Annotated in this window: 17 protein-coding genes; 12 read left to right on the plus strand and 5 right to left on the minus strand. The window is 71.9% G+C overall.

Going from position 1 to position 24,157, the window contains the following annotated elements; genetic code table 11:
• Positions 1-68: 68 nt before the first annotated feature.
• From cobT to ACZ6JT_RS08395, 4 genes are all read left to right on the plus strand, one after another.
• On the plus strand, positions 69-1,133 hold the full coding sequence (gene cobT, locus ACZ6JT_RS08380; protein WP_469208572.1) for a nicotinate-nucleotide--dimethylbenzimidazole phosphoribosyltransferase: 1,065 nt from the start codon (positions 69-71) through the stop codon (positions 1,131-1,133).
• Positions 1,134-1,215: 82 nt separating this feature from the next.
• A complete protein-coding gene (locus ACZ6JT_RS08385) occupies positions 1,216-3,093 on the plus strand; it encodes a phosphatidylglycerol lysyltransferase domain-containing protein (RefSeq protein ID WP_469208574.1) in 1,878 nt (625 codons plus the stop codon).
• Between the two features lie 107 nt (positions 3,094-3,200).
• A complete protein-coding gene (locus ACZ6JT_RS08390; protein ID WP_376620077.1) occupies positions 3,201-3,788 on the plus strand; it encodes a hypothetical protein in 588 nt (195 codons plus the stop codon).
• 195 nt (positions 3,789-3,983) lie between these two features.
• Entirely contained in the window at positions 3,984-5,189 is a 1,206-nt protein-coding gene (locus tag ACZ6JT_RS08395) for a sensor histidine kinase (protein WP_469208576.1), read from the plus strand.
• On the opposite strand, the gene ACZ6JT_RS08400 is transcribed toward ACZ6JT_RS08395, so the two are convergent.
• The 5 genes from ACZ6JT_RS08400 to ACZ6JT_RS08420 form a co-directional block, all read right to left on the minus strand.
• A complete protein-coding gene (locus tag ACZ6JT_RS08400; protein WP_469208578.1) occupies positions 5,186-6,007 on the minus strand; it encodes an endo alpha-1,4 polygalactosaminidase in 822 nt (273 codons plus the stop codon). The genes ACZ6JT_RS08395 and ACZ6JT_RS08400 overlap by 4 nt on opposite strands.
• The gene (locus tag ACZ6JT_RS08405; protein ID WP_469208580.1) at positions 6,004-6,693 is read right to left on the minus strand and encodes a spherulation-specific family 4 protein; all 690 of its coding nucleotides are present in this window, start codon (positions 6,691-6,693) and stop codon (positions 6,004-6,006) included. Before ACZ6JT_RS08405 ends, ACZ6JT_RS08400 begins: the two co-directional genes overlap by 4 nt.
• The gene (locus ACZ6JT_RS08410) at positions 6,690-8,231 is read right to left on the minus strand and encodes a hypothetical protein (protein WP_469208582.1); all 1,542 of its coding nucleotides are present in this window, start codon (positions 8,229-8,231) and stop codon (positions 6,690-6,692) included. Before ACZ6JT_RS08410 ends, ACZ6JT_RS08405 begins: the two co-directional genes overlap by 4 nt.
• Complete coding sequence (gene pelF / locus ACZ6JT_RS08415) at positions 8,228-9,781, minus strand: GT4 family glycosyltransferase PelF (protein ID WP_469208584.1); 1,554 nt, start codon at positions 9,779-9,781, stop codon at positions 8,228-8,230. Before pelF ends, ACZ6JT_RS08410 begins: the two co-directional genes overlap by 4 nt.
• A gap of 156 nt (positions 9,782-9,937) precedes the next feature.
• A complete protein-coding gene (locus ACZ6JT_RS08420) occupies positions 9,938-11,965 on the minus strand; it encodes a hypothetical protein (RefSeq protein ID WP_469208586.1) in 2,028 nt (675 codons plus the stop codon).
• 345 nt (positions 11,966-12,310) lie between these two features.
• On the opposite strand from ACZ6JT_RS08420, the gene ACZ6JT_RS08425 reads away from it, so the two are divergent.
• From ACZ6JT_RS08425 to aceE, 8 genes are all read left to right on the plus strand, one after another.
• Positions 12,311-13,846, plus strand: coding sequence for a leucyl aminopeptidase (locus ACZ6JT_RS08425; RefSeq protein WP_469208588.1), 1,536 nt, complete (start codon positions 12,311-12,313; stop codon positions 13,844-13,846).
• Between the two features lie 295 nt (positions 13,847-14,141).
• Positions 14,142-15,530 carry a dihydrolipoyl dehydrogenase gene (lpdA, locus tag ACZ6JT_RS08430; RefSeq protein ID WP_362813666.1) on the plus strand — a complete coding sequence of 463 codons (1,389 nt, stop codon included), beginning with the start codon at positions 14,142-14,144 and terminating at the stop codon, positions 15,528-15,530.
• Positions 15,531-15,583: 53 nt separating this feature from the next.
• The gene (gene sucB / locus ACZ6JT_RS08435) at positions 15,584-17,389 is read left to right on the plus strand and encodes a 2-oxoglutarate dehydrogenase, E2 component, dihydrolipoamide succinyltransferase (protein WP_469208590.1); all 1,806 of its coding nucleotides are present in this window, start codon (positions 15,584-15,586) and stop codon (positions 17,387-17,389) included.
• Positions 17,390-17,532: 143 nt separating this feature from the next.
• The gene (locus tag ACZ6JT_RS08440; protein ID WP_469208593.1) at positions 17,533-18,903 is read left to right on the plus strand and encodes an esterase/lipase family protein; all 1,371 of its coding nucleotides are present in this window, start codon (positions 17,533-17,535) and stop codon (positions 18,901-18,903) included.
• 37 nt (positions 18,904-18,940) lie between these two features.
• Positions 18,941-19,399 (plus strand): caspase family protein, encoded by a 459-nt coding sequence (locus ACZ6JT_RS08445; RefSeq protein WP_469209590.1) that lies wholly within the window; start codon positions 18,941-18,943, stop codon positions 19,397-19,399.
• Between the two features lie 29 nt (positions 19,400-19,428).
• A complete protein-coding gene (locus ACZ6JT_RS08450; protein WP_469208595.1) occupies positions 19,429-20,457 on the plus strand; it encodes a hypothetical protein in 1,029 nt (342 codons plus the stop codon).
• A gap of 121 nt (positions 20,458-20,578) precedes the next feature.
• Positions 20,579-21,202: a GntR family transcriptional regulator gene (locus ACZ6JT_RS08455; RefSeq protein ID WP_469209592.1), complete on the plus strand. Its 624-nt coding sequence runs from the start codon at positions 20,579-20,581 to the stop codon at positions 21,200-21,202.
• A 220-nt stretch (positions 21,203-21,422) separates the two neighbouring features.
• On the plus strand, positions 21,423-24,107 hold the full coding sequence (gene aceE, locus ACZ6JT_RS08460; RefSeq protein WP_469208597.1) for a pyruvate dehydrogenase (acetyl-transferring), homodimeric type: 2,685 nt from the start codon (positions 21,423-21,425) through the stop codon (positions 24,105-24,107).
• The last annotated feature ends 50 nt before the right edge of the window (positions 24,108-24,157 follow it).

Here is a 24,157-nt window from a genome sequence, read left to right on the forward strand (position 1 = left end):
GGGAAGCTGAACTCCGGGCGTTCTCCCAAGGCCTGAGGGTGCGCCTCACCGGCTGTACTCTCTGGCAGATGAGCACGCTGAATCTCGACGACTTCTCCGATCTGATCGAGCGCCCCGACGGGGGCGTCCGGCGTGATGCCGAGGAACGCCGTGAACGCCTCGCCGTGCCGCCCGGCGCGCTGGGCCGGCTGGACGAGCTCGCCGAGTGGCTCGCCGCCGCGCAGGGGCAGGTGCCGGTCAAGCCGATCGAGCGCCCCCGCGTGGTGCTGTTCGCCGCCGACCACGGGATCGCGTCCGCGGGCGTTTCCGCGCGGGCCGCGTCCACCGGCCACGAACTGGTGCGGGCCGTGCTGGACGGAGCCAGCCCCGTCGCCGTCCTGGCCGGCCGGCTCGGCGCCACGATACGGATCGTCGACGCCGGACTGGACTGCGATCCCGGGCTGCTCCCCGCGGACGTGACCGCGCACCGCGTGCGGCGCGGCAGCGGCCGCATCGACGTGGAGGACGCGCTGACGGCCGAGGAGGCCGAGGCGGCGGTCCGGCTCGGGATGCGCATCGCCGACGAGGAGGCCGACTCCGGCACCGACCTGGTCGTCCTCGGTGACCTCAGCGTCGGCGGGACCACCGTCGCCGCGACCCTCGTCGCCGCACTGTGCGGAACCGACGCCTCGGTGGTCACCGGCCGCGGCGGGCTGCCCATCGACGACCTGGCCTGGATGCGCAAGTGCGCGGCGATCCGCGACGCGCTGCGCCGGGCCCGCCCGGTGCTCGGCGACCAGGTCGCGCTGCTCGCCGCGGTGGGCGGCGCGGACGTGGCCGCCGTCACCGGTTTCCTCCTCCAGTGCGCGGTGCGCCGTACGCCGGTCATCCTCGACGGCGTGGTCTCGGCGGCCTGCGGGCTGGTGGCCCAGCGGGCCGCTTTCCGGGCGCCGGACTGGTGGCTGGCCGGTCAGGCCAGCGGCGAACCCGGCCAGGCGAAGGCACTGGACCGGATGGCACTCAACCCTGTGCTCGACCACGGCGTCACAGTGGGCGAAGGTACCGGGGCATTGCTGGCTCTCCCCCTCGTCCAGGCGGCCGCCGCACTCGCGGCGGAACTGCCCGAGCGGGCGGCGGCGGAGCCGACGGAATGAGCCACCGGGGCCCGCGGTCCTGACCAGGCCGTGGTCCCCGACCGCCAACCACGGACAGCGGCGCCCCATATGATCGCTTTTTATGGGAGAGGTCCGTTTGACCAGCGCAGAGACCGACCGCACCGCCGCACCGGCGACCGGTCCGTCATCCGGCAGGAAAGAGACCGGCGGCAACCCCGCCGGCAAGTCAGCGGGGGGCGGCCGGGAGGCCGGACGGGAGCCCGGCCGGGGGTCCGCCCGCTCACGGCGCGGCGCCGCGTTCGCGGTCTGGTACCTGCGCGCCGTCACCTTCGTCAACTTCCTCAGCGCGGTGTGGGTTTCGCTCGGGCAGGACCTGCGGCGCCACAACGTCGAGGACTTCTACACGCCGTACATGCTCACGGCGGGCTTCGCCTCCGGGCTCTTCACGCTGCTGCTCGCCGTCACCCTCGGCCGCCGCAAGCGCGCCTCCTGGATCCTCAACCTCGTCCTCAGCGGCCTCCTGGCGCTGCTCCTCGCCTACGCGCTCTTCGCGTACGAGGAGATCCGCGAGCATCCGCAGAACTGGGTCTCGCTGGCCCTGACGGCCGCCTTCACCGGCGCCCTGCTCCTGGGCCGGCGCGAGTTCTACGCCAAGGGCGACCGTTCCAACCCGGCCCTGGCCACCGCCGTCGCCGCCGTCGGCCTGCTGGTCACCTCGCTCGTCGCGGCCCTGCTCGTCGGCGCCGCCAACACCGCCCCGCACAGCTCCGAGGCCACCTTCCTGGCGCGCTGGAAGTACGGCGTGATGCGGCTGATCACCCTCGCCCCGGACGACCGGGCCTACGAGGCGATCACCACGCCCGCCTGGGTGGACGTCGTCATCAACGTCATGTCGATGCTGCTGCTGCTCGCCGTGCTCTTCGCCGCCTTCCGCTCGCGCCGCGCCGTCGACCCGATCAGCGAGGAGGACGAGGAGCGGCTGCGGGCGCTGCTGGCCCGCCAGGGCGACCGCGACTCGCTCGGCTACTTCGCGCTGCGCCGCGAGAAGTCCGTCATCTGGTCCCCCACCGGCAAGGCCGCCGTCACCTACCGCGTCGTCGGCGGTGTCTCGCTCGCCTCCGGCGACCCCATCGGCGACCCGGAGGCCTGGCCCGGCGCCATCGACCCGTGGCTGGCCGAGGCCCGCGAGCACGGCTGGGTGCCGGCCGTGATGGGGGCGAGCGAGGAGGCCGGGCAGATCTACGCCCGGCACGGCCTGGACGCGCTGGAACTCGGCGACGAGGCGATCGTCGAGACCGCCGAGTTCACCCTGGAGGGCCGCGCCATGCGGACCGTCCGGCAGGCGTTCAACCGCGTCAAGCGGGCCGGGTACACGGTCCGGATCCGCCGCCACGCCGACATCCCGGCCGAGGAGATGGCCGAGCTGGTACGCCGCGCCGACGACTGGCGCGACGGCGCGACCGAGCGCGGCTTCTCCATGGCGCTGGGCCGGCTGGGTGATCCCGCCGACGGCCAGTGCGTGATGCTGGAGTGCACCGACGGCAACGGCGAGCTGCGGGCCGTGCTGTCCTTCGTGCCCTGGGGGCCCAAGGGCCTGTCGCTGGACCTGATGCGCCGCGACCGGGACTCCGAGAACGGCCTGATGGAGTTCATGGTCATCGAACTCCTCGAACGCTCCAAGGAGATCGGGGTCACCCAGGTCTCGCTGAACTTCGCGATGTTCCGGTCCGTCTTCGAGCGCGGGTCCCGGCTCGGCGCGGGTCCGGTGCTGCGGATGTGGCGCTCGCTGCTGAGCTTCTTCTCCCGCTGGTGGCAGATCGAGTCCCTCTACCGGGCCAACGCCAAATACCGGCCGATCTGGGAACCGCGGTTCATGCTCTTCGAGAAGAGTTCGGACCTGCTGCGGATCGGTGTCGCGGCCGGCCGGGCCGAAGGCTTCCTGGAGGCCCCCGGCCTTCCGAAGTGGCTGCACCGCAGACACCTGGAGACCCGCCGTTGACAGCGTGGAACACCTCCCCACTCCGGCGGTTCGCCCGCCGTGAGTGGGGGCCCCTGTTCCGGACCGTCCGGAACGCGCTCGTCCGCGACAGGTGGCGGGCGATCCCGATGACCATCGGCGCGGTCTGTCTGACCTCCGTCTTCCAGATCGTGCAGAACACCCCCTGGGGCTTCCAGCCGGTCCAGGACCTCGGATCGGTCAAGGCCGCCGACCCGCTCTGGCTGGCCCTGCTGCGCACCCCCCTGTCGCTGTTCGTCCCGGCCCTGGACCTGCCGGTGTGGGGGGCGCTCGCGCAGATCCTGCTCGTCTTCGGGATCTCGGAGATCTGCATCGGCTGGTGGCGCACCCTGCTGATCGGCTACGTGGCCACCCTCGCCGGGACCACGTACGCGCGGATCGGGCTCGCGCTGGGCCACGATCATCCCTTCGGCCTGCCCGTGTCCGACCGGATCGTCAACGACACGGGGCCCTCGGCGGCCGTGGTGGGGCTCGCCATCTACGTCTGCTGGCGCTACCGGGCGTACCTGACCGGCGCCGTCGTGATCCTCGCGATGATCGGCGAGGTGCTCGTCAAGGACAACCTGGCGGGCAAGGAGCACCTGGCGGCGATCGCGGCGGTGATGGCGGTGTGCGTGGTGCGGGCGCAGTGGCACCCGGTGCGCTCCCGCGCCGTGCTCGGACAGCCGCCGCCTTAAGGCCGTCTCTTTCGGATCTGGCCTGGCCCGCGCCGCCTGGCACCGCACCTCGCCGCGTTGTCGGGGCACCCAAGTACGTCCAGTACTCGGGCGCCCCTCCGCCTTGCGATGCACGGCACCAGACGACGCGGGCTTAACCGGCAAGATCCAAAAGAGACGACCTAGGCCGTGCCGGGCAGGCCGTACCGTATCGGGGTGACGACAGACCTCGGGCGGTTCGCGCCCACCCGGCAGTGGATGCGGAGCCATCCGCTCGCGACCGACGCCGTGCTGGCGTTCGGGGCGTTCACGGCCATGGTCGTCGGTTCCTTCGCCGATCCGCACGGGCCGCACGGGCCCACCTTCGGGACGCGCACCCCCGAACCGTTCTCGCTGCTGCTGATGCTGCTCGGCGCCGCCGCCCTGGTGTTCCGGCGCCGGCAGCCGCGCGCCGTACTGGCCGTGACCTGCGGGCTCTCGCTGCTGGAGCTGACCACCGGGGAGCCGCGGGCACCCGTCGCCATGTGCACGGTGATGGCCCTGTACACGGTGGCCGCCCGCACCGACCGGCCCACGACCTGGCGGGTCGGGCTGCTCACCATGGCCGGGCTGACGGGCGTGGCGATGCTCGCCGGGCCGCTGCCCTGGTACGCCCAGGAGAACATCGGGATCTTCGCCTGGACGGGCATGGCCGCGGCCGCCGGTGACGCCGTGCGCAGCCGGCGGGCCTTCGTCGACGCGATCCGCGAGCGGGCCGAGCGGGCCGAACGCACCCGCGAGGAGGAGGCCCGGCGGCGGGTCGCCGAGGAACGCCTGCGCATCGCCCGCGACCTGCACGACGTGGTGGCGCACCACATCGCGCTGGTCAACGTGCAGGCGGGCGTCGCCGCGCACGTCATGGACAAGCGGCCCGACCAGGCCAAGGAGGCGCTGGCCCACGTACGGGACGCGAGTCGCTCCGCGCTGAACGAGCTGCGCGCCACCGTCGGCCTGTTGCGGCAGTCCGGTGACCCGGAGGCGCCGACGGAGCCCGCGCCCGGGCTGGGCGTCCTGGAGGAGCTGGTGGACACCTTCCGGCACGCCGGGCTGCCGGTGAAGGTGATCGTGCAGCTGGACCGCGAGGCGGGGGCGCTGCCGGCGGCGGTGGACCTGGCGGCGTACCGGGTGATCCAGGAGGCGCTGACCAACGTGCGCAAACACGCGGGGCCCGGGGCCCGGGCCGAGGTCAGCGTGGTCCGCGTCGGGCCGTCGGTGGAGGTGACCGTGCTGGACGACGGGGGCACGGAGCCGTCCGCCGAGGAGCCGGGGGGTGGGCACGGGCTGCTCGGCATGCGGGAGCGGGCCGGTGCGCTCGGCGGCTCCTGCTTCGCGGGCCCCCGCTTCGGTGGCGGCTACCGCGTCCACGCCGTCCTCCCCGTCTAGCGGCAAGGGCGGCGCCAGGCGTCGAGGTCGTAGTGTTTCTGCAGGGAGCTCAGTTTCAGTTCGCGCGAGCGGGCGCAGAAGCGGGCGGGCGGGAGTTCGTACTCCGCGTGGAACACGGCCTTGCCCGCCGCGATGAACGGCTTCAGCAGCTCGCACTCGTCGTACTGCGCGCACTGCTCGTTCACCGCGAAGTCGAACGCGTCGACGAGCTGCGGGATCTGGTCCAGGTCGTTCTTCAGGCCGACCGCCAGGCCCCGGTCGTGGGCCAGCTTCGCGATCAGCCGGTTGTACCGGAGCTGGTCGTCGCCCGTGAGCGGGAAGCCCGTCGTGTTGCGGTAGCCGTCCATGTTGTCCGGCTCGACCGCGTCGAAGCCCTTGTCCCGGCACATGTCGAACCGTTTGGCCATCAGCGGTTCCAGCTCGGCCACCCGCCGCACGTCCAGCCAGCGTTCCCCCTCCCAGCCGTTGCCCCGGCCGATCAGGTCCTTCGGGAAGGCGTCCGCGTCGGGGCGGAAGTCCTCCCAGGCTCCGGTGGAGAGGTAGCAGATGGTCTTGCGCCCGGCCTTCTTCAGCTCGGCGACCTGTTCCCTGCTGGTGGTGAACCCGTCGACGTCGTACACGGGCGCCTTCACCGAGGTGTCGAGCTTCCCGGTGAGCTGCCACTGCCAGCCGACGCCCGGCGGGGGCCGCCAGATCTCCCCCGGTGCCTGCTCGGGCCACAGGTGCGGCGCGTCGTCCTCGCCGTCGTCCGGTGAGCCCCCGGTACAGGCGGCGAGCAGGAGCAACGGCAGGAGCAGCAGGAGTCGGAGCCGTTTCATCCCGCCGCCTCCAGGGCGTACGGGAGGGTCCCCCACGGGTGTGCGCCGGTCCCGGGGACCGCGCAGTGCACGCCGGCCCGTCGTTCCTCGGCGAGTTCGGCGGCCGGCGCGCCCGGCGGGACCGCGTACACGAGGTGGCAGAACCGCTGGGCGGGATGGTCCGCGGTCCAGGGCGGTACGGCCGCGTCCCGGTAGGCGTCCCAGGGCCCCTCGAAGGTGACGAGCAGGTCCGCGAGTTCGGCGTAGCCGGGGTGCGGGTGGACCCCGTGGTTGAGGACGAGGGTGCGGGCGCCCGCGGCGCGCGCCGCGACCGCGAGCCGCCCGTAGTGCGGGAGGAGTTCCGGGTCGGCGCAGGCCTGGTCGAGGAAGGCCCCGTCGGTCGCGTACCAGTCGCGGTGGCGCAGCAGGTCCTGCACCACCGCGGCGTGCGGGCGCCGTCCGTAGTCGGTGTCGGCGTATCCGAGGACGGGTACGCCGGCCTCGCGCAGCCGCTCGGCGACGACGGCGAACCGTTCGTCGGGGGCGGCGCCCGGCCCGTTGTCGGGGTTGAGCACCACCGAGTGCAGGCGGCCGGCGCAGCGGATCAGCCGCTCCCAGGCCTCGGGCCGGTCGGCGGGGTGCTCGTAGAGGGGCACCAGCAGCATGGGGTCCTTCTTCTCCTGCGTCTCGTACGTCTCGTACATCATCGGTGGGCGGTGGCGCGGCCGAGGAGCAGGCAGACCAGGGCGGCCAGGACGGCGGCGGCGGTGCCCGCCACCACCAGCTGGACCGCGCGGGGCTGGCCCAGCCCGGTCAGCAGGGCCAGGCTCTGGGCGACGGCGGCCGAGGCGCAGACGGCGGCGGCCGGCCGGACCGCTCCGAAGGACTGCAGGAGCAGCCCGGTCCACATCACCGCGCCGAGCAGCAGCAGGGTGGCGACCCGGACTCCGGTGAGGCCGGGGGCGCCGGGCCACAGGAGGGTGCCGGTCAGGCCCAGGAGCAGCAGCACCGCCAGGTAGACGGCGAGGCACCGGGCCAGGGTGACGAGCATCCGCTGCCGGAACGCACCGGGTGAGCGGGCTCCCTGGAGCCCGGAGAGGCTGCCGCTGCGGAACCGATGGAGCAGCCATTCGGCGGGACCCATGCTGAGGGTGAGGGCCACCGCCGAGGGCGCGGCGACCGCTTCGGCGGGACCGCCGGCGAGCACCTCGCCGAGGGCGGCGTACAGCACGAGCAGGCCGGTGCCGAGGCCGAAGACCCCGTACGGCACGGAGTCCCCGAGGCGGGGCCCGCGGGCCGCGAGCTCCTCCTCGGCGCCGCGCAGCATCCGCCAGCGCACGGGGCCCTTGCCGGGCCGGCGTGCCGCCCAGCCGCGGATCCGGACCACGGCGGCGCGCGCCCCGTCGGCCAGCGGGAGTTCCCGTACGGCCAGGGTGCAGGCGGCCGCGAGGGACACCGCGAGCAGGGTCACCCGTACCGGCACGGGCAGGTCGACGAAGAGCGCGAGCAGCGCCCCCACGGCCATCGGGCCGAGTGCGGCGAGCAGCACCCGCTCCCGGCCGAGGACCAGCAGGACGGTGGCGGCCCCGACGTAGAGGGCCTGTCCGGCGGCGAAGGCGTAGGAGAAGGGCGGCCCGCCGGGCACGGCCAGCGCGGCGGCGGTGCCCAGCAGGGATCCGGCGGGGGCGCCGACGAGCAGGGTCCGCCCGGCGGCGGCCCTGTCGCCCATGCCGAGCCAGGAGTAGGCCCGGTGGGACAGGGTCTGGTCCCAGACCCAGCCGATGAGCGCCCCGGCGAGCAGGGTGAGCGTTCCCGCGGGCAGGCCGAGCCGGTCCTGGGGGCCTTCGAGGAGGGGTGCGCCGAGGAGGTAGGCCAGGCCGGGCAGGGCGAAGATCACCCCGCGCAGCAGGCAGGCGGTGAGGGAGACCTTCCAGGGGTCGGGGGCGGCGCCCGGGTCCGGGAAGGAGCGCGGGACCCGGGCGTAGAGCTCCTCGGCGAGGCCGAAGGAGTCGTGCCGGCCGTAGGTGAGCCGGATGTACTCGTCCGTCATGCCGTCGGATTCGAGGATGGCGGCGATCTCGTCGGGGTGGACGGCGGCCGAGATGAACCCGTCGAGGCGTTCGGCGAGTTCGTCCATCGGGTCGGCGGCCGGGCCGGGGCCGTCGCGGCGGGGCCGCGGGATGGCCGGGAGCGTGTCGGTGCCGTTGCCCGCGCCGGGCGGCTTGAGCCAGAGGGATCCGCTCACCACGGGCCCCCTTCGGTGGTCTCGGTCCGGGGGCGGCCCAGCGCGGCGAGTTCGCGGTACCAGGGATCGGCGAGCCGCTGGGTCCAGCTGTCGCCGGCGTGGACGGGCAGCACGGGCTGGCCGGCGAGTTCCCGGTAGATGTGCCGGAAGCCGTCGACGGACTGGTGGAGGGTGAACTTCTCCACCACCCGCTTGCGGGCGAGCCGGCCGAGCTCGGCACGGCGTTCGTCGTCGCGGAGCAGGGCGAGGGTGGCGCGGGCCATCGTCTCGGGCTCGCGCGGCGGGACGACCAGGCCGGTGTCGCCGACGGCCTCGCGGACCCCGCCGACGTCGGTGGAGACGGTGGTGCGGCCGCAGGACATGGCTTCGATGATGCTGAAGGGGAAGCCCTCGCTGATGCTGGAGAGCATCACGACGTGGCCTGCCGCGTAGGCCCGGGCGACCTGCTCGATGCGGCCCTCGTACGTGATCCCGTCGCTCACCCCGAGTTCGGCGGCGAGTTCCTCCAGGCGGAGCCGGTACGCCTCGCAGCCGGCCGGGACCGGTCCGAAGAGGCGCAGCCGCAGGGCGGGCAGCTCCTCGCGCATGAAGGCGTAGGCCCGGATGAGGGTTTCGAGGTCCTTGATCGGGTCGATGCGGCCGCACCAGCTGAGGGTGGGCACGTCCGGTTCGGGGCCGGCCTCGGGGAAGGCGTGCGGGTCGACGCCGTTGTAGACCGTGCGGATGCGTTCGGAGTCGGCGCCTCCGCGTTCCTCCCAGCGGCGGTTGTACTGGTTGCACGGGGTGATCAGGTCGGCCTGCCGGTAGCCCTCGGTGTTGAGCTCGCGGTAGAAGCCGAGCATGAGCGCCTTGACGGGCCAGCGCTGGCCGGCGCTGCGGTAGCCGAGGTAGCGCTCGCGCAGGTAGATGCCGTGCTCGGTGAGCAGGAAGGGGACCCCGTCGAGGTGTTTGGCGGCGAGGGCCGGGAGGGTGGCGAGGCCGCTGCTGACGGCGTGGGCGACGCTGTCGGGCGGGATCCGTACGCCGAGCGGGCGCAGCGCGTGTTCCAGCAGGTCGGTGGCGGTGAGCGCGTCGTGGATGGTGGGCGCGGCCGCGGCGGTGGTGAGGCCGGGGCGGGTCCATACGGTCATCAGCAGCCGCAGAACCGATTCGGAGCGCAGGGCCGGGGCGAGTTTTCCGGCCCGGGCGAGGACGGCCAGTTCGCGCAGTGCGGCGGAGAACCCGTGCCGGGCGGGGTCTGCCGCGGGGTCGAGCAGGGAGAGCAGGAAGGCCTCGTAGACCTCGGTGAAGCGGCGGTGGGCCTTCCCGCGCAGGTTCGAACGGCGGCCGCGTCCGGGGGGAGGGCCCCAGAGCGGGACGGCGGTGTGCCGGTAGACGTTGCGCGGCAGTTCCCAGGTGACCGGCTCTCGTCCGGAGCCGGTCAGGGCTATGACGTTGAAGTCGACCTCCGGCATACCGCGTACCAGTTGGTCGCACCAGGTGCTGACGCCCCCGTGGACGTGCGGGTAGGTGCCTTCGGTGAGCATGGTGACGTGACGCCCATGACTCATACGGTGTGTCCCCCCAGGACGGAAAAGGGGCCGGCGCCCGTGGGTGTGCGGAGCGCCGGCGCTGGGTGTTGCTCGTGATGGCTTGCGTGACGGACGGTCGGCCGGGCGGCGTGAGCGTGACGGACGGTCAGCCGCCGACGTGGACGTGCGGGAAGGTCAGCTGGGCAGCTTGAGCGTGACGGCGCTCTGGAGCAGTTCCGGAGCGGTCCAGGTGGAGCGGGTGCCGGCGTACGCGGTGCCGAAGTCGCTGGTGCCGAGCAGCATCTGCTTCTTCGTCCCGGTGGGGGCGGTGACCGGGGCGACGACTCCGGAGGGCGCCTTCACGGTGACGGTGGTGCCGATGCGGTACGCGGTGACCTTGCCGTCCGCGAGCGCCTTGTCCCAGGCGGCGCGGCGCTGGAGCTCGACGCCGGTGTCCTTCATGGTCTGGTTGACGATCGGCGCGCTGGGCGCGTAGAGGGTGCGGTAGGTGTCGAGGACCTGGTTGAGCACGGGGTAGAGGGTCCGGTCCTCGGCCAGGTTGGCCTGGTGGACGTAGTGCGGGCGGGGGTCGTTGGCCAGTACGTGGCGCAGGGCGGTCCGGGCCTCCTGCGGGACGATGTACTGGAGGTAGCCGGTGTTGACGTCGAGCGCGGCCGGGAGACAGGTGGAGGTCCCCGGGTTGTCCTCGCAGGCGCCGCTGCCGCCGGCGGCGCGGCTGGTGTAGATCCAGTTGTACTCGTCGGCCATCTCGGCGTTGGTGCCCGTGTTGTAGTACACGTTCATCGGGTGCCGGGGGACGGTGAGGGCCGCGCCGACCGTCCGCTGGGTGGGCTCGCGGGAGTTGTCGCTGCCGGCCCACTTGACCCCGGTGTCGGCGAGGGCGCCGGCCAGGTTGGGGTTGTCCACGGGCTGCTGCGGGGCGGTCTTGAGGCCGGAGTGCTCGCCGGTGACGAGCTCGGTCCGGTCGGTGGTGATGCCCTTGGAGGCGGCCCAGTCGTTGTTGTCGCGGATCTGGGCGGCGATGTCGGCGCGGCTCATGTACTGGACGGCGCCCTGGGCGTTCTTCGTGCAGGTCCAGGGGACGACGGCGGTGTTCTGGACGCAGCCGAGGAACGGGTGGGTGTAGGTGTGGTTCATCCAGCGGTACTTGGCGCGGTCGGCGACGAGCTGGGCGGTCAGGGCGTCGACCCCGCCGTTCTGGGCCTTCCACTCCTCGCCGGCGCCGCCGTTGAAGAGCATGTCGAGCTTGAAGTTCTTCGACGTCTGCCACTGCGCCGCGTACACGGCGTCGGCGGCGGTCATGCGGATGGTGCTCTCCTTGCCCTCGCCGCCCGCGCAGGCGTAGTCGCCCGGCGTGCAGTTCAGGTCCTTGTTCCAGCGGGCGTCGGGGGCGAAGACGTCGTCGACGTGGACCGCGAAGTAGTTGCGGCTCTGGCCGAGGTGGACCCCCTGGGTGAGCCAGTCGACGATGCCGCGGGCGAGCAGCCGGAACTGCTGCTGGTACTGGTTGTAGCCGAAGGTGACGACCAGTTCGTTGCGCCCGTCGTGGGCGTACTCGCCGACGAGCGAGGCCCGGCCGGAGCCGACGGGGGCGTCGAGGTAGCTGGTGTAGCCGGGGCGCGGCTTGCCCATGAACCCGAAGCTCTCGGGCACGAGGGCGGAGTTGTCCTCGAAGGTGACCTGTCCGCCGAGGTAGGCGAAGGGCCCCGCCTTGCCGGCCGGGGTGACCGCGGCCTGGGTGCCGTCGAGCTGGCCGCTGTAGCCGCCGTTGTCGGTGTACTCCAGCCCGACGCCCGGGTGGGCCCAGGTGTAGGCGTCGACTTGGCGGATCCCGTACGTCGTCTCGTACGCGGCGAGCGCGGCCATCTCGGCCGAGCCCTCGCCGAAGGGGTTCTCGTTCGGCAGGACGACGCCCTGGTACTTGGCGCGCGGCCGGCCGTCGAGGGTGTCGCTGAGGAACGCCGCGTTGATGACCGGGCGGCTCGCGCTGCCCAGCTCGACGCGGGTGTACGGGACTCCGGTGTCCCGGAGTTCCGCGGTGACCGCCTGGACGGAGCTGCCGCCGTCGTCGACGACCAGCACCTTCAGGTCGATCCGCGGTGCCTCGGCCGCCTGGGCGGACGCGGCGGGTACCGCCACGGACACCAGGGCTGCTGCGGCCATGACGGCGGCAAGCCTGTTCATCCGGTTCTTGTTGACCATTTCGGCCTTTCCCCCCGCAGGCATCCCTCGACACGGCCCATGGCGGACGGCCGGGCCGGGGAGGCTCTGTGGAAATCATGCAAAGGAACCCCGCGTCCCCTTGCGAGAGTGGACCGAGTCTTTCGGACCTCGTCAGGTCTACGAGGCAAACCTGGAGCAGAGTCCACGGATGGGTGAACCTGACAGCCTCTTGATCGAACAACTTGCCAAACCTTCGAGTGGCGTGCGGGCGAGCCCGTGCGCGTAGGCTCATTTCTGGCGGCCGTCGGGCCCGAATACGATCGCTACGGATGGCCGTCCACCCACTCGGCCCACACACACAAACGGAAGCGAGACTTCACCACCGTGACTGCTCTGACTCTCAGCACTGCCGGCGCGGCGACGCTCCGCGCCGACGCCCTCGTCGTCGGCGTCGCGAAGGGCCCCAAGGGCCCGATGGTCGCCGCGGGCGCCGAGGCCGTGGACAAGGCGTACGACGGTAAGCTCGCCGGCGTCCTCGAGGCGCTCGGCGCCTCGGGCGCCGAAGGCGAGACCACCAAGCTGCCGGCTCCGGCAGGCCTGAAGGTCCCGGTCGTGCTGGCGGTGGGGCTCGGCTCCGTCCCGGAGAAGGACGAGTCGTTCGACGAGGAGGTGCTGCGCCGCGCCGCCGGCGCCGCCGCCCGCGCGCTGCACGGCACCAAGAAGGCCGGTTTCGCCCTCCCACTGGAGGACGCCTCGGCCGTCACCGCCGTCGCCGAGGGCGCGCTGCTGGGCGCGTACGCGTTCACCGCGTACCAGGGCGGCGAGAAGAAGGCCGCCAACGGCAAGGACTCCGGTCCGAAGCAGCCGCTCGCCGAGGTGACCCTGCTGGGCGCCAAGCCCCGCGACAAGGAGCACAAGGCCGCCGCCGAGCGCGCCGCGGTCGTCGCGACCGAGGTCAACATCGCCCGTGACCTGGTGAACACCCCGCCGAACGACCTGACCCCCGAGGCCTTCGCCGCGGTCGCCTCCGCGGCCGCGAAGGAGAACGGCATCAAGGTCCAGGTGCTGGACGAGAAGGCCCTGGTCAAGGGCGGCTACGGCGGCATCATGGGCGTCGGCAAGGGCTCCGAGAACCCGCCGCGCCTGGTGAGGCTCAGCTACACGCACCCCAAGGCGGAGAAGACCCTGGCCTTCGTCGGCAAGGGCATCACCTACGACTCGGGCGGCATCTCCCTGAAGCCGGCCGGCCACAACGAGACGATGAAGTGCGACATGGCGGGCGCCGCCGCCGTCTTCGCCTCCGTCGTCGCGGCCGCGAAGCTGGGTCTGCGGGTCAACGTCACCGGCTGGCTCGCGCTCGCCGAGAACATGCCGTCCGGCTCCGCCACCAAGCCCGGTGACGTGCTGCGCATGTACAGCGGCAAGACCGTCGAGGTCCTCAACACGGACGCCGAGGGCCGTCTGGTCCTCGGTGACGCGCTGACCAAGGCCTCCGAGGAGAACCCGGACGCGATCGTCGACGTCGCCACGCTGACCGGCGCCATGGTGCTCGCCCTCGGCGACCGCACCTTCGGGATCATGGCGAACGACGACGCCTTCCGCACGTCGATCCACGAGATCGCCGAGGAGGTCGGCGAGTCCTCCTGGCCGATGCCGCTCCCCGCCGAGCTGCGCAAGACCATGGACTCCCCCACCGCCGACATCGCGAACATGGGTGTCCGGATGGGCGGCGGCCTGGTGGCCGGCCTGTTCCTGCAGGAGTTCGTCGGCGAGGGCATCACCTGGGCCCACCTCGACATCGCCGGCCCGGCCTTCCACGAGGGCGCGCCGCACGGCTACACCCCCAAGGGCGGCACCGGCTCGGCCGTGCGCACCCTGGTGCGGCTGGCCGAGCGCACGGCCACGGGCGACCTGGGCTGACGACCCGGATGTGAGACGTGACGCACCCCGGGCCCGGGTCGAGGCCCGGGGTGCGTTCGGCTTATGGCGAAACATCGCGGATCCGTACGTTTCTACGCATCGGTAACCCTCACCTCGGACAGATGCTCCGTCCACAGAGCGGGCCCGGCGTCCCGCGTTCCCCCGACAAATGCGAAGATGGGTTCTCGGCAGGACAGGGCCCCCACCACAGGGCCGAAGAAACAAGCGGCCGATTACCAGCCGCCGCCCGGTCACAGAGGACCGGTGCCCGGCGCACATGCATGGAGGACGTGACGTGGCGAACGACGCCAGCACCGTTTTCGACCTAGTGATCCTCGGCGGTGGCAGTGGCGGTTACGCCGCGGCGCTGCGCGCATCCCAGCTGGGTCTGGACGTTGCCCTGATCGAGAAGAACAAGCTCGGTGGCACCTGCCTGCACAACGGCTGCATCCCCACGAAGGCTCTGCTGCACGCGGGCGAGATCGCGGACCAGGCTCGCGAAGCCGCCCAGTTCGGTGTCAAGGCCACTTTCGAGGGCATCGACATCGCGGGGGTCCAGAAGTACAAGGACGAGGTCATCTCGGGCCTGTACAAGGGCCTGCAGGGCCTGGTCGCCTCCCGCAAGGTGACCTACATCGAGGGAGAGGGCCGCCTCTCCTCCCCGACTTCCGTCGACGTGAACGGCCGGCGCATCCAGGGCCGCCACATCCTGCTGGCGACCGGCTCCGTGCCGAAGTCGCTGCCGGGCCTGAACATCGACGGCAACCGCATCATCTCCTCGGACCACGCGCTGGTCCTGGACCGCGTGCCCGAGTCCGCGATCGTCCTGGGCGGCGGCGTCATCGGCGTCGAGTTCGCCTCGGCGTGGAAGTCCTTCGGCTCCGACATCACCGTCATCGAGGGCCTCAAGCACCTCGTGCCGGTCGAGGACGAGAACAGCTCGAAGCTGCTGGAGCGCGCGTTCCGCAAGCGCGGCATCAAGTTCAACCTCGGCACCTTCTTCGACAAGGCCGAGTACACGGAGAACGGCGTCCGCGTGACGCTGGCCGACGGCAAGACCTTCGAGGCCGAGGTGCTCCTGGTCGCGGTCGGCCGCGGTCCGGTCTCGCAGGGTCTGGGCTACGAGGAGCAGGGCGTCGCGATGGACCGCGGCTACGTCCTGGTCGACGAGTACATGCAGACCAACGTGCCGACCATCTCGGCCGTCGGTGACCTCGTCCCGACCCTGCAGCTCGCGCACGTCGGCTTCGCCGAGGGCATCCTGGTGGCGGAGCGTCTGGCCGGTCTGAAGACCGTCCCGATCGACTACGACGGCGTCCCGCGCGTCACCTACTGCCACCCCGAGGTCGCTTCCGTCGGCATCACCGAGGCCAAGGCCAAGGAGATCTACGGTGCGGACAAGGTCGTGGCCCTGAAGTACAACCTGGCGGGCAACGGCAAGAGCAAGATCCTGAAGACCGCGGGCGAGATCAAGCTCGTCCAGGTCAAGGACGGTGCCGTGGTCGGCGTCCACATGGTCGGTGACCGGATGGGCGAGCAGGTCGGCGAGGCCCAGCTGATCTACAACTGGGAGGCTCTGCCGGCCGAGGTCGCGCAGCTCATCCACGCGCACCCGACCCAGAACGAGGCGCTCGGCGAGGCCCACCTGGCCCTGGCCGGCAAGCCGCTTCACTCCCACGACTAATCGTCACGGGCGCGACGACCACTTCCGCACTTTCGTTAGGAGCAACTGAAACCATGTCGGTTTCCGTAACCCTTCCGGCGCTCGGTGAGAGCGTCACCGAGGGCACTGTCACCCGCTGGCTGAAGGCCGAGGGCGAGCGCGTCGAGGCCGACGAGCCGCTGCTCGAGGTGTCGACCGACAAGGTCGACACCGAGATCCCGTCGCCCGTCTCCGGCATCCTGGCCTCCATCAAGGTCGCCGAGGACGAGACCGTCGAGGTCGGCGCCGAGCTGGCCGTCATCGACGACGGTTCCGGCACCGCGGCTCCGGCCGCCGAGCCGGCCGCCGCCGCGGCTCCGGCCGCTGCCGAGGCCCCGGCCGCCGAGGCCCCGCAGGCCGCCCCGTCCACCGAGGTCCCGGCGGGTGCCGAGACCCCGGCGCCGACCGCCGACGCGGCCGCCGGTGGCGGTTCGGCCGAGGGCACCGACGTCGTGCTCCCCGCCCTGGGCGAGTCCGTCACCGAGGGCACCGTCACCCGCTGGCTGAAGCAGGTCGGCGAGTCGGTCGAGGCCGACGAGCCGCTGCTCGAGGTCTCCACGGACAAGGTCGACACTGAGATCCCCGCGCCGGTCTCCGGCACGCTGCTGGAGATCCGGATCGGCGAGGACGAGACCGCCGAGGTCGGCGCCGTCCTGGCCGTCATCGGCGCCGCCGGTGCCGCCCCGGCCGCTGCCGCCCCGGCCGCCGCCCCGGCTCCGGCTCCGGTGCAGGCCGCCCCGGCCGCTGCCGCTCCGGCCCCGGCCGCCCCGGCGCCCGCCGCGGCTCCGGCTCCTGTCCAGGCCGCTCCGGCCGCTGCCGCCCCGGCTCCGGTCCAGCCGGCCGCCCCGGTGGCCGCTCCGGCTCCGGTGACCCCGGCTCCGGCCGCTGCCCCGGCCGCTCCGGCGTCCGCCGGTGACGAGGGCGCGTACGTGACCCCGCTGGTGCGCAAGCTCGCCTCGGAGTCCGGCGTCGACCTGTCCACGGTCTCGGGCACCGGTGTCGGTGGCCGCATCCGCAAGCAGGACGTCCTGGCCGCCGCGGAGGCCGCCAAGGCCGCTGCCGCCGCCCCGGCGCCGGCTGCCGCTCCCGCCGCGAAGGCCCCGGCCGCCGCGGTGTCCGAGCTGCGCGGTCAGACGGTCAAGATGACCCGCATGCGCAAGGTCATCGGCGACAACATGATGAAGGCCCTGCACTCGCAGGCCCAGCTCAGCTCCGTGGTCGAGGTGGACATCACCAAGATCATGAAGCTGCGCGAGAAGGCCAAGGACGCGTTCCTGGCCCGTGAGGGCGTCAAGCTCTCGCCGATGCCGTTCTTCGTCAAGGCCGCGGCCCAGGCACTGAAGGCCCACGCGGTCGTCAACGCCCGGATCAACGAGGACGAGGGCACCATCACCTACTTCGACTCGGAGAACATCGGCATCGCCGTGGACTCCGAGAAGGGCCTGATGACCCCGGTCATCAAGGGTGCCGGTGACCTCAACCTGGCGGGCATCTCCAAGGCGACCGCCGACCTGGCCGCCAAGGTCCGCGGCAACAAGATCACGCCGGACGAGCTGTCGGGCGCGACCTTCACCATCAGCAACACCGGTTCGCGCGGTGCGCTGTTCGACACGGTCATCGTGCCCCCGAACCAGGTCGCCATCCTGGGCATCGGTGCCACGGTCAAGCGCCCGGTGGTCATCGAGACCGCCGAGGGCACCAACATCGGCATCCGCGACATGACGTACCTGACCCTGTCCTACGACCACCGCCTGGTGGACGGCGCGGACGCGGCCCGGTACCTCTCGGCCGTCAAGGCGATCCTCGAGGCCGGCGAGTTCGAGGTCGAACTCGGCCTGTAAGACTCTCGCCGCAGGACGGCACTCACACTACGGCGCCCTTGTCCGGAAACCACTCCGGGCGGGGGCGCCGTCGTCTTGCCCTGCCGGTCCAGGGACGACCAGCGGGGGCATGCATGTCACGTGCACGGGTTCACGATCTTGTAGTGGTACTGCCGGGCATCATGGGGAGCCGGCTGGCGGACGCCGACGGCAAGCCGGTCTGGGACCTGTCGGGCGGCGCCGCGTGGCGGGGCCTGCGCACCTTCGGCGGCTCGGTGAACCGCCTCCGCCTCCCGAAGGACATCGGAGACGACCACCCCGGCGACGGCGTGGTCCCGACCGGTCTCATGCCCGACGTGCACGCCATTCCGGGAATCTGGCAGCCCGTCGACGGCTACACGGACCTGCTGGGCTGGCTGGAACGGTCCTTCAGCCTGTCCCTCGGGGGCAACCTCGTGCCCTTCCCGTACGACTGGCGCCTGTCGTGCCGCTGGAACGCGGAACGGCTGAAGAAGGTCGTCGCCCGCGAGCTGGAGCGCTGGCAGGCCTCCGCCCCCGAGCGCCGCGAGGCCCGGGTGGTCTTCATCTGCCACTCCATGGGTGGCCTGGTGGCCCGCCACTACGTGGAACTCCTCGGGGGGCACGAGGTCACCCGCCGTGTCATCACCCTGGGCACTCCGCACCGCGGCTCCCTGGACGCCCTCGGTCATCTGGTCAACGGCCTGCGCAAGGGCTGGGGACCGCTGGGTGTCGACCTCAGCGCGTTCGCGCGCAGCCTGCCGTCGCTACACCAGCTGACTCCCGACTACGCGTGCGTGACGGGCCCGGGAGGCCTCGCGTACGCCCGGGACCTGCCGGGCCTGCCCGGCGTCGACCCCGAGCTGCTGGCGGACGCGGCCCGCTTCCACGCGGACCTGCGCCGGTCCGCCGACCGCCCCGACCCCACTCCCCTGCACGCCATCACCGGCATTCGGCAGCCGACCCTGACGACGGCGGAGATCACCGACGGCGGGCTGACCCCGCTGTGGCTCATCGACGGCTCCGACGAGCGGGGCGACGGCACGGTCCCCCGCCTCGCCGCGCGTCCCTCCAACGCCGACAACACTGGCTACGCGGTCGACGAGGCCCACACCCCCTGCGAGCAGCACGGCTCCCTCCAGAACAACCGGGGCGTACGGGACGCCCTGAGCGGCCTCCTGGGGCACGAGCGCCCCTTCCACCGGGACGAGGAGGACGGCGAGGTCCCGCTGAGCGTGCTCGCTCCCCCGCTGTTGGAGCCCGGCGACCCGTACGAGGTCGCCGTGACCGTCCCGCCGGAGATCCCCGACCACGACGGGCTGCACCTCACGGCGGAGCTGCGCCCGGCGGACGGAGCGGAGCCGCTGTCGAGGACGCTGCGCCCCCTCGGCGAGGGCCGGTACAGCGCGGTTTTCCCGGCGCCGGCCCCCGGGGCGTACCGGCTCGCCGTACGGGTGACCGCGCACGCGGAGACGACGGTGACGGCGCTGACCCTGGTGGGAGGAGCCGGTGAGTGAGCGCGCCGGTGAGATCTCGGGGACCGCTCTCGGCATCGTGGTCGAGAACTACCGGCTGTCGAAGAAGTTCCGCACCCTGACCGGCGCCACCGCCCAGATGCGGGAGCTGTGCGCACTCCTGGAGGACCGGGGCTACACGCCGACCGTGCTGCCGGACCCCGGGCAACCGGACATCAAGGCCGCCGTGAAGGAGTGGGCGACGGGCCGGAGCGCGGCGCAGGTCCGCGGCCCCGCCGTCGTCCTCTGGTCCGGCCACGGAGTGCTCGACCGCCAGGGGCTGCGCCTGCCGAAGCCGTCACCATCCGCCGCCGGCTCGTCCGGGACAACCAGGCCGCCTACCTCCCCGACCTCGCCAGCTCCCTCAACAACCTCGCCAACCTCCAAGCCCAGAACGGAGACCGGCCAGGCGCACTCACCACCATCACCGAAGCCACCGACCTCTACCGAACCCTCACCCGGGAAAACCCCGCCGCCTACCTCTCCGGCCTCGCCATGAGCCTCCACAACCTCACACGCACAACCACGGTGGAGGATGCCCTTGCCGCCTTCGCCGAGGCGGAGCGGGCTCTGGCCGCACACCCGGAGGCAGTCCGCCACCTCGTCGTGCAGCGTGCGGCACTGGAGATCACCACGCCGCAGTCGGATTCCGGCCTCTGCACGCTTATCGCCCTCGCGGACGGCCCGGCATCAGCCGGACAGCCGGATCTTGCCGCTTTCCGTGCACGGCATCTCCTCCGCACCCACAGCCAGGCCGATGCCGCGAACGCATCCAAGGTCAGTGCCCTCTGGCGCGACGCGACAGGATCCGAACCCCCGCTCTGGTTGGCGCTACCGGAGGCCCGCCTCAAGACGGCCGTCGACTGGATGAATTCCCCGACCTGGGCCGACTCCCGCACCTTCTGGGACGAGCACGCCGATGACCTCGCATCAGCCGAGACCGCGGCCGCCTTGGCGGAGCTCACCCTCGCCTCCCCGAGCGCCGAGGAGCATCTGAAGATCGCGCTCGAGGCGACGGTCAGCCCGGACAACGCCTTCCGCCCGTACATCACGGCGGAACTCCTCGATGCCTGGATCGGCCTCCCCACCTGGGAGGAATCCCAGGCCTACCTCACCCACCACGCGGCAGCGCTCCTGCACGACCAGGCCCTCGAACTGCTCGGCACCGACTTGGGTACGGCTGGTTCCGCCGTGCACCACGCGCTGATCACCCTCGCCCGTGCGGACGGAATCCCGGCCGCCTACCGGTACGCCGAGGACCTCCCCGCCCTGAACACCCGCCTCCAGCTGCTCTTGAACGCCCCCGCAGCCGACCCCCACCTCCTGCGGGCCATCGCCCATCTGGAGCTCTTCGGCCACCAGGAGCAGTTCACCGGCGCGGTCCACCTCGCCCTCGCCGGCATCCTGGCCGAGGAGCCGGACACGCCATCGGTCTGGCCCGCCGCCGAGCCCGCCGACCGGGACCGGGTCATCTCCGAGATCGCCGCCCTCATCGGGCGCCACCCCGCGCACGCGGCGGCCCTGAGCACCCTCATCCAGAGCCTCGTGGCGGTGTGACCGGCCCTTGTAACCAGCCTCACCCTGAGTCCCTGACCGGGAACGCTTCGCGCCGGGCCACTGCGCCGTATTGTCTACGCATCAGAGCGCCGCGTGTCCCCACAGGAGATGAACCCCGATGATCACCCCACCCGTCGTGCACTCGCTGCGCGAGCAGATCCGCGAGCACATCGTGGAGGGGATCGTCAGCGGGCGCTGGAAGCCCGGTGAGCGGATCGTCGAGCGCCGGATCGCCGTGGAGCTGGAGGTCAGCCAGACCCCCGTACGGGAGGCCCTGCGCGAGCTGGAGACCCTGCGGCTGATCGAGTCGGCGCCGAACAAGGGCGTGCGCGTACGGAACCTCTCTGCGGCCGACCTGGAGGAGATCTACCCGGTCCGGGCCGGCCTGGAGCAGATCGCGGCCGAGCTGGCCGCGCCGCGGCTGGCGGCCGACTGCACGGCCCTGGAGCCGCACGTGGCGGCCCTGTGGGAGGCCGACCGCACCGAGGACGGCACCGCGCAGGTGCGGCACACGGTGGGCTTCCACCGGGAGATGGTGCGGGCGGCCGGGAACAGCGTGCTGCTGCACACCTGGGAGAGCCTGGGCATCGAGGTGTTCACGGCCCTGTCGATCCGGTGGCTGGGAACGGTCCAGAAGTCCTACGCCGAGGAGCACGAGGCCCTGGTCGAGGCGTTCCGCAGCCAGGACCCGGACATCGGTGTGCTCGTGAAGCGGCACGTCCTGGGGTGCGCTCCGAGGGCCTGAGCCGCCCGCGTTGCCCCCATTTGACCGGCACCGCGTGCCTTTTCGCCTGGCACGCGGTGCCGACTTTCGTCAGATGGACGTTTCTTTGTCACTTTTATTTGATCGATCATCGATCAGCGATTTACAGTCGTCGCGGACCTCAACCAGGTCCACCGACCCTGTCCTGCCCGTCAGGGATTTTTTCACCACCTCTCCATTACCCGGAAGGCGGCGCACAGCGATGTCCGACCCCGTAGGAAAGCTTCCGAGCGAGCTCGACCAGCTCCCGGACCGCGACACCGAGGAGACCGCCGAGTGGGCGGCCTCCCTCGACGCCGTCGCCAAGGCCGCCGGTACGCGCCGGGCCGAATACCTGCTGCGTCGCACCCTCCAGCACGCCGAGGCCGCCGGCCTCGCGCTCCCCAAGCTGCTGGAGACGGACTACGTCAACACCATCCCCACCGCCGCGGAGCCCGAGTTCCCCGGTGACGAGGAGATGGAGGCCAGGATCACCGCGTGGAACCGCTGGAACGCGGCCGCCATGGTGACCCGCGGCTCCAAGTACGGCGTCGGCGGCCACATCGCCACCTTCGCCTCCGCCGCGTGGCTGTACGAGACCGGCTTCCAGCACTTCTTCCGCGGTAAGGAGGCCGACGGATCGGGCGACCAGCTCTACATCCAGGGCCACGCCTCCCCCGGCATCTACGCCCGCGCCTTCCTCGACGGGCGCGTCTCCGAGCAGCAGCTCGACAACTTCCGCCAGGAGTCCGGCGGCAACGGCCTGCCGTCCTACCCGCACCCGCGGCGCCTGCCGTGGCTGTGGGAGTTCCCGACGGTGTCCATGGGCCTCGGCCCGCTGTCCGCGATCTACCAGGCGCGCTTCAACCGCTACCTGCAGAACCGCAGCATCAAGGACACCGCGAACTCGCACGTCTGGGCCTTCCTGGGCGACGGCGAGATGGACGAGCCCGAGTCGACCGCCGCCCTGGCCCTCGCCTCCCGCGAGCAGCTCGACAACCTGACTTTCGTCATCAACTGCAACCTGCAGCGCCTCGACGGTCCGGTCCGCGCCAACTTCCGCGTGGTCCAGGAGCTGGAGGCCCAGTTCCGCGGCGCCGGCTGGAACGTCATCAAGTCGCTGTGGGGCTCCGCCTGGGACGAGCTGTTCCAGCTCGACACCACGGGCGCCCTGGTACGCCGCCTGCGCGAGGTACCGGACGCGCAGTTCCAGACGTACGCGACCCGCGACGTGGCCTACATCCGCCAGCACTTCTTCGGCGCCAACGCCGAGCTCGTGCAGCTGGCCGGTGTGCTCTCCGACGCGAAGATCGCCGAGTGCTTCCACAGCTCCCGCGGCGGCCACGAGCCCCGCAAGGTCTACGCCGCGTACAAGGCCGCCCTGGAACACAAGGGCGCGCCGACGGTCATCCTGGCGCAGACCGTCAAGGGCTACACGCTGGGTGCCGGGTTCGAGTCGAAGAACGCGAACCACCAGATGAAGAAGCTGACGATCGACGAGTTCAAGGACATGCGTGACCTCCTTGGCCTCCCGATCCCGGACAGCGCCTTCGCCGACGGCGTCGTCCCGTACGGCCACCCGGGCGCGAACAGCCCCGAGGTGCGGTACCTGAACGAGCGTCGGGCGGCGCTCGGCGGCCCGGCCCCGGCCCGCAAGGTCAAGCACGTCGCCCTGCCGGCTCCGGCCGACCGTTCCTTCGCCCCGCTGCTCAAGGGTTCCGGCAAGCAGGAGATGGCCACCACCATGGCCTTCGTCCGTCTCGTCAAGGACCTGATGCGGGACAAGGAGACCGGCAAGCGCTGGGTGCCGATCGTCCCCGACGAGGCCCGCACCTTCGGCATGGAGTCCCTCTTCCCGTCGGCCGGCATCTACTCGCCGCTGGGTCAGACGTACGAGCCGGTCGACCGCGACCAGCTCATGTACTACAAGGAAGCCAAGGACGGCCAGATCCTCAACGAGGGGATCACCGAGGCCGGCGCCATGGCCGACTTCATCGCCGCCTGCACGTCGTACGCGACGCACGGCGAGCCGATGATCCCCTTCTACATCTTCTACTCGATGTTCGGCTGGCAGCGCACCGCCGACCAGATGTGGCAGCTCGCCGACCAGCTCGGCAAGGGCTTCATCGTCGGCGCCACCGCCGGCCGCACCACGCTCACCGGTGAGGGCCTCCAGCACGCGGACGGCCACTCGCACCTGATCGCGTCCACGAACCCGGCGTCGCTGAACTACGACCCGGCCTTCGCGTACGAGATCGCGGTGATCGTCAAGGACGGTCTGCGCCGGATGTACGGCGAGAAGCCGGAGGACGTCTTCTACTACCTGACGGTCTACAACGAGCCGAAGGTCCAGCCGGCCATGCCGGAGGGCGTGGAAGAAGGCATCCTCAAGGGCCTGTACCGCTTCAACACGGCGGCCGACCTGGCGGAGGCGGCCCCGGCCGCCGACGCCCCGAAGGTCCAGCTGATGGCCTCGGGTACGGCGATCCACTGGATCCTGGAGGCGCAGAAGCTGCTCGCCGCCGACTGGAACGTGTCGGCCGACGTCTGGTCCGCCACCTCCTGGGGCGAGCTGCGCCGCGACGCGCTGGAGTGCGACGAGGCGCTGCTGCGCGGCGAGGTGCGCACCCCGTACGTCACCCGCGCGCTGGAAGGCGCCCAGGGCCCGGTCCTCGCCGTCTCCGACTGGATGCGTCAGGTCCCGGACCAGATCAGCCAGTGGGTGGAGCAGGACTACACCTCGCTGGGCACGGACGGCTTCGGTCTGTCCGACACCCGTGAGGGCGCCCGCCGCCACTTCGGTGTCGACGCGCAGTCGATCGTGGTGGCCGCGCTGGCCCAGCTCGCCCGCCGCGGCGAGGTGCCGGCGTCCGCCGTCAAGGAGGCCCGGGAGCGCTACGGCCTCTGAGGCCCGACCGACAGCCGGAAGGCCGGTGTCCGACCCCCGCGGGGGTCGGA

It is taken from the genome of Streptomyces sp. NPDC046308, from assembly GCF_055588065.1.

Bases quoted from the DNA above. Each gene is read 5' to 3' on its own strand.
- cobT (WP_469208572.1), top strand. From the start codon at position 69: ATGAGCACGCTGAATCTCGACGACTTCTCCGATCTGATCGAGCGCCCC.
- ACZ6JT_RS08385 (WP_469208574.1), top strand. From the start codon at position 1,216: ATGGGAGAGGTCCGTTTGACCAGCGCAGAGACCGACCGCACCGCCGCA.
- ACZ6JT_RS08390 (WP_376620077.1), top strand. From the start codon at position 3,201: ATGACCATCGGCGCGGTCTGTCTGACCTCCGTCTTCCAGATCGTGCAG.
- ACZ6JT_RS08400 (WP_469208578.1), bottom strand. From the start codon at position 6,007: ATGAAACGGCTCCGACTCCTGCTGCTCCTGCCGTTGCTCCTGCTCGCC.
- ACZ6JT_RS08405 (WP_469208580.1), bottom strand. From the start codon at position 6,693: ATGATGTACGAGACGTACGAGACGCAGGAGAAGAAGGACCCCATGCTG.
- pelF (WP_469208584.1), bottom strand. From the start codon at position 9,781: ATGAGTCATGGGCGTCACGTCACCATGCTCACCGAAGGCACCTACCCG.
- ACZ6JT_RS08420 (WP_469208586.1), bottom strand. From the start codon at position 11,965: ATGGTCAACAAGAACCGGATGAACAGGCTTGCCGCCGTCATGGCCGCA.
- sucB (WP_469208590.1), top strand. From the start codon at position 15,584: ATGTCGGTTTCCGTAACCCTTCCGGCGCTCGGTGAGAGCGTCACCGAG.
- aceE (WP_469208597.1), top strand. From the start codon at position 21,423: ATGTCCGACCCCGTAGGAAAGCTTCCGAGCGAGCTCGACCAGCTCCCG.